General features: G+C 48.8%; 3 protein-coding genes. 1 reads left to right on the forward strand and 2 read right to left on the reverse strand.

Annotation, left to right across the window (positions count from 1 at the left end):
• Positions 1–613 precede the first annotated feature (613 nt).
• A complete protein-coding gene (locus C8E00_RS09315) occupies positions 614–3,232 on the reverse strand; it encodes an NB-ARC domain-containing protein (RefSeq protein WP_133697207.1) in 2,619 nt (872 codons plus the stop codon).
• 446 nt (positions 3,233–3,678) lie between these two features.
• Complete coding sequence (locus C8E00_RS09320) at positions 3,679–4,044, reverse strand: winged helix-turn-helix transcriptional regulator (RefSeq protein WP_133697208.1); 366 nt, start codon at positions 4,042–4,044, stop codon at positions 3,679–3,681.
• A 93-nt stretch (positions 4,045–4,137) separates the two neighbouring features.
• Between C8E00_RS09320 and C8E00_RS09325 the strand changes: the two genes are divergently transcribed.
• Entirely contained in the window at positions 4,138–4,872 is a 735-nt protein-coding gene (locus C8E00_RS09325; RefSeq protein WP_133697209.1) for an SDR family NAD(P)-dependent oxidoreductase, read from the forward strand.
• Positions 4,873–5,436 lie beyond the last annotated feature (564 nt).

Below are 5,436 nucleotides of genomic sequence, written 5' to 3' on the forward strand. Positions count from 1 at the left end.
GGACGGTGCAAAAGGCATGGCGATCCTCCCATGAAACGCATTGAAACAATGAACCGAGCAACGCCCTCACGGCGGCTCTTACCTACAAGGTGATGGCACAAATAGAGGATTCAACCCTTTGCGTAAACGATTAGCAAGTATAACTAGCCAGCATGCGACGATCATACTCCTAGAGACTTTCATCCAGCCATTCAACGCCTCTCCCAGCCAGCCCTGTAGCCCCTTACAGACATACAAACCATTGTACAGCCAACGCTAGTTGTAAAGCATAGATATACTGATGAAACCTTAAGGCTCGCGTCGCTGGGCCGCGTATTTTTACAAGTATCTTTGGGATATTTCTGAAAGCTGTTACCAACCTGTGCCAAGACCTATAGACTCAGACCGTTAGACCATAGCCTGAGCCACCGCAGCTATGGCTACCTCTCACTTAAAAATACCCATAACTATGCGAGACCTAGGCTAACGTCACAAACTTCATGATTTTTCGTTCAATGGCCCTCAAGGTTACATCGTCACCTGTGTAGCTCTGGAGGATAAAGCTTCAGAAAAGCTTATTGCTTGGCAATACTTTCTAAAAGCCACTTTGATAATTTATTTTCTTCCCTTTCAGTCAAATCTCCAGCCGTTCCATAAGTCTAACACAATGATCATTATAGGGATCTTTTTCACCCCCCCTACGTGCGATATCCCGCGCCCGCTCTTCATTTCCAGTATTTAAGTAAAGCCAGGCCAATCGAGAACAATCAGTCGCATCCAATCCTTCCAAGTTTCTTTCCATCTCTTCCGCAACGCGTTTAATTAACTGTCCCACCTCATCTGACCATGAATCCTCTACTCCACGCTCTTTCAACTCACGCAGCCTATTATTCATTCGATTCGCCACAACACCAATTGTCTCAGATGTAGTAGCTGGAAGAAGTGCGATTTCACCTAAGGCATGTATTTCACCAATTGCATCATTACTCTGATGACACAGGTCCGCAAGCCAAAACCAAGATTCTTCCCGGTCACTAGTATCCGAACTTTCCAAATAGCGCCTAATGTACCCTTTAATTTTTTCTGGATCGCCTTCACTGACCTTCGCTTCATCTAACAATCTAGCGATTCTCAGATAGGCTTTGGGAATACGCAGCCCAAGAAATTCGAGGACAGGTAGAAAAGTATCTAGTGCTGCTGGATTCTCACTTGCTTTCTGTGCAGCCACACTTACAAGCCGGTCTATTCTGGGCATAACACCATGCCGAGAAGACTCTTTATCTCCAGCCCCAAACTCCATGAGTAATTTACGATCTTGTTCCACTGCCACCTTGAAGGGACTGACTTCCAACTTACGCCTTCCGAAACTAGCTGCAGCGAGTGGTATACCTACAAACACCTCATCCTCAGCAGAAGAAAGAACCTCTTCCGTTAGTGAAAACCGCCGAAGTTCATCTAGTGCATCTTGCACATTAAACCTTTCGTTCCCAGGCCTGAGTGCAACAGCCTCGACTGCAATTGCGGGAACAAACACGCGCCAGCTGGACAATAGTAAGAATATTCTCTGTGCAGCGGGACTCAAGCCTTCGTAAGTTCTTTCAAACAAGGCAACCAGAAGCTGGTTTGCACCAGCCACAATTCTCTCAGGATTAACTGCTCGACCTTCCCTTGCAACTTGCCCCAGCAACATCTTCATCACATAAGGGTGGCCGTCAGACTCATCAATAAGCGTGTTTATATAACTATTTGAAAGAAGTGAAGAAACCCCTAGCCTATCTGCCTCTTGCCTTATTAACATCTCAGCTTCAGAGTCTGTCATTCCTCCAACTTGGATAGGAAAATCCCCATGAAAGTCTCTAAACCTCGTCGTAATAAGAACCTTGTTTGGTGGGCGAATATATGTATCGACCCAACTAAAAATATCTGTAGGGCTCTCTACTGTTTCAAAATTATCTAACACAAGAAGAGTTTTACCAGCAGCCCCTTCTGACAAACTTCTCTCAAAGTATGCCTGAGGATCAAATGTCCTATCGTGTCGTTCCGATGGCTCCAGCAACTCAACTACCGAGCTCGCTATAGCTGCTTTATTTACAACCTTTGGAGTTACTGGCTTTGGCCCTGCGTCTAATAAATCGACGTCACGAGAGCTCATCCATAGAATCACCTCGTAGGGGCAGTCAGATAATTTTGCAATATTATCAATAACTGCTAAAGCCAACGAGGTTTTTCCAATACCTCCTGGTCCAGTCAAAGTAACAATGGGATGGCGATCTTGTTTTATAAGCTCTTCTTTTAACTGGTCTTGAATTTTTTCCCGCGGAATATAACCAGTGGGCGACTGAGGTAGATTTGTAAAGGTATTTCCTAGTTGATCAAGATGGCTTTCACCCTCTGTGTGGCTTGTGGGAAGCCTACCAGGTGGTGTTGACCAAACTGCTCCATCCACCCTCCCCATTTCATTTGTAATATACGATAATATTTCGAACTCTTTGGCCTTATAATTGCCGTTCGGTAGAAGAACATCTGTCAAGCCAGCACTAATAAAAACCAAAGGAACCTTGACAAATTCGCCTAAGCTTATATATGTGCCATCTGGGAACGACTCCCCACGCGAGCTTTTTAGATAATCAAAGTCGGCGCATTCGCCAAGCAAAGGGGAGACCTTGTATTTTTTAGAAAGATTTCTATGAAGATGCGCCCAGTCATGCCGAAATAACTTGTGGTTTTGCCAAACAAGCTGTAGCGCTCTCTCAAGCTTTGGGCACACATCGTTACACTGCTCAGTTGTTGGCGCACCATGGCCACGTGTGCGATTCCTAATAGCCGCACCGAATTCAAAAAATTGACGCAAGGCTACTTTATTAGCCATATTAGCTTCAATGTCAAAGTAGCGTGCCACTTCGGATGCCAGTATAACGGCTTCGTAACGCCAGTCATCGTCTTTCACTCTCTCGGTAAGGTCACGCGTAATATGAGTAGCCGAGGGGATAAAAAACTGCGCAGCCGGCCCTGTTAATGTTGAATTTAATGCTTGAACCCAATCACCTATTGAGTCGAAGCGAATCAAGTTATATTCTACAGAATATCTATTACGGTCTGCATCATCTCGCAAACATGCAACAACACCTAACACAGTTAGCTTAGTAAGGTATTCCAGCTCGTGCGAAAGAGCGTAGAAGTATGCTATGTCACCTTCGTCTTTGTCAGAGGCAACACGGCTTTTCATTTTTTCTAACATGGGACCTGAATTCAATTTTTTTACTCCTCACAAAAACCAATACCACCCAGTAATTAAACTTCAAAGCCTTCCCCAGCACTCTAAATGGTGCCTAATAAAATAACCATAATTAAATTTTACTTTTTAGTCTCTGTGTAAGATATAAGGCTGGCATACGCGCATATTACCTTCATCAATACGATAGATTCCGACCAATGCCATCACCCCGCTAATGCTGCGACCACATTACCTCCAGGCGAAGCACTGAACGCTTCACCACCCGGTTCATTAGGTTGTATCGGCGACATCAAACAATACTTAACCTAGCTTAATTTAACATCGATTAACATGTCGCTACACGAAAGGCGTAGAAGCAGAAACGCCCGCGCCGAGTGAGCGGCGTAGGCGTGAGTTTCAGCCGTGCGGATGGTTCAGGAGGGGAAGCTGGACAGGGCGGTTTCCTGGTCACTGCGCTTCGCTTGCTACCGGCTGGTTTTCCGACGGTCCATCGCCGCGGCAATGTCCTCTTCGTGCTCTTCGCCCCAGCCGCAAAGCGGCTCCATGGCCCGTACCAGACTCGCCCCGAACGGCGTCAGCGAGTAGTCGACGCGCAGCGGGATCTCTCCATAGTCGGTTCGCTGGACGATGCCGTCGGACTCGAGCTCCTTCAACTGCTGGATCAACATTTTGTCGCTCACGCCCCGGACGCTTCGCTTGAGCTCGCCGTAACGCGTCGGTCCCTTGTCTAAAAAGAACAGAATCAACGGCTTCCACTTCCCGGAGATCACGTGCAGCGTCGCATGCAGGCCGCAAATGAAACGTGGGTTTTCTGAGTTTTCTTTCGCCATAACGGGTACTTACCAAAAGGTGCATACTTGAACATTTGTAAGCGGCTTATATACCTTGAAAGCGAATCGAGTCAACACACACGGAGACCAACCATGAGTCGGCTACACGGTAAAATCGCAATGATCACAGGCGGAGCCAGCGGCATCGGCTTGGCCTCGGCCCAACGCCTTATCGAAGAAGGCGCCTTCGTCTTCATTACCGGACGGCGCCAGGACGCCCTCGACAACGCCGCTGAGGCACTGGGATCCAACGCCCGGGCCGTCCAGGCGGATGTGACGAAGCCGGAGGATCTCGACCGCGTCTTCGAAACGATCCAGAAAGAAAAAGGCCACCTGGACGTCCTGGTGGCCAACGCGGGCGTGGGCGAATTCGCCAGCCTGGGACAGATCACCGAGGAGCACTACGACTACATCTTCGGCATCAACGTCAAAGGCACCCTCTTCACCGTCCAGAAGGCCCTACCCCTGATGACGAACGGCGGCTCCATCATCCTCACCGGGTCCACGGTGGGCAGCATGGGCACCCCCGCGATGAGCATCTACAGCGCCTCCAAGGCGGCCGTCCGAAACCTGGTGCGCAGTTGGGCCCATGATCTCAGGGGCACTGGCATTCGCGTGAACGTCATGTCTCCTGGCCCAACCAAAACAGACAAGCTGATGGAACTGCTCCCATCCGACGCCCTGAGCGAGATGAACCGGACCGTACCGCTTGAGCGTCTGGGCGATCCCAAGGAAACCGCAGGCGCGGTGGCGTTCCTGGCGTCCGACGACAGCAGCTTCATGACGGGGAGCGAGGTGTTCGTTGACGGGGGCTACGCGCAGGTTTAGGGGCTAGGCGGAGAGTTGGAGGCAATGAACCAAAAGGGCAGATAGATTTTAAATCGGTCAGCTTGGTTAAAAACAAATCAACCTGCCCTATTTTCCTCCTATGCCAACTCTCAACACCTAGAAGACCAAACATCCAGTCGAAGACGCGTTCTATGTCTGAGTCAGAGCTGCCTCCGAACGGTGGTACTTCTTTCGGCATACTAGTTCACTAACGCCGCATTCAGCGGCTTATACGCTGCAATGCATTGTTATGCAACAGACCTTCGGATTTTGATAAAAATCCAGGCACCAAAGACTCTGAAAATCCAGAGAAAACGATAACCAGCATTAAGGACCAATATCCCCCGTCTAAAATTTCTGAGGTGAGAAATCCCGACTTGAGAGCGACATAGGCCACTCCTCCTGCCATATATGCCAAAATTGTCCGCTCCACGCCCAGCAAAAAATAGTACCTTTTGGTCTGAAACTCTGAAGTGACCCCCTCCAGAGCTGCACAGGCTATAGTGCAGTCATCAGGAGGACAGGATGAGCGACGATAACCCCATCAAGCGGTGGACCGCGAAG

This window comes from Chromohalobacter marismortui (genome assembly GCF_004364315.1).
Classification (GTDB): Bacteria; Pseudomonadota; Gammaproteobacteria; order Pseudomonadales; family Halomonadaceae; genus Chromohalobacter; species Chromohalobacter marismortui.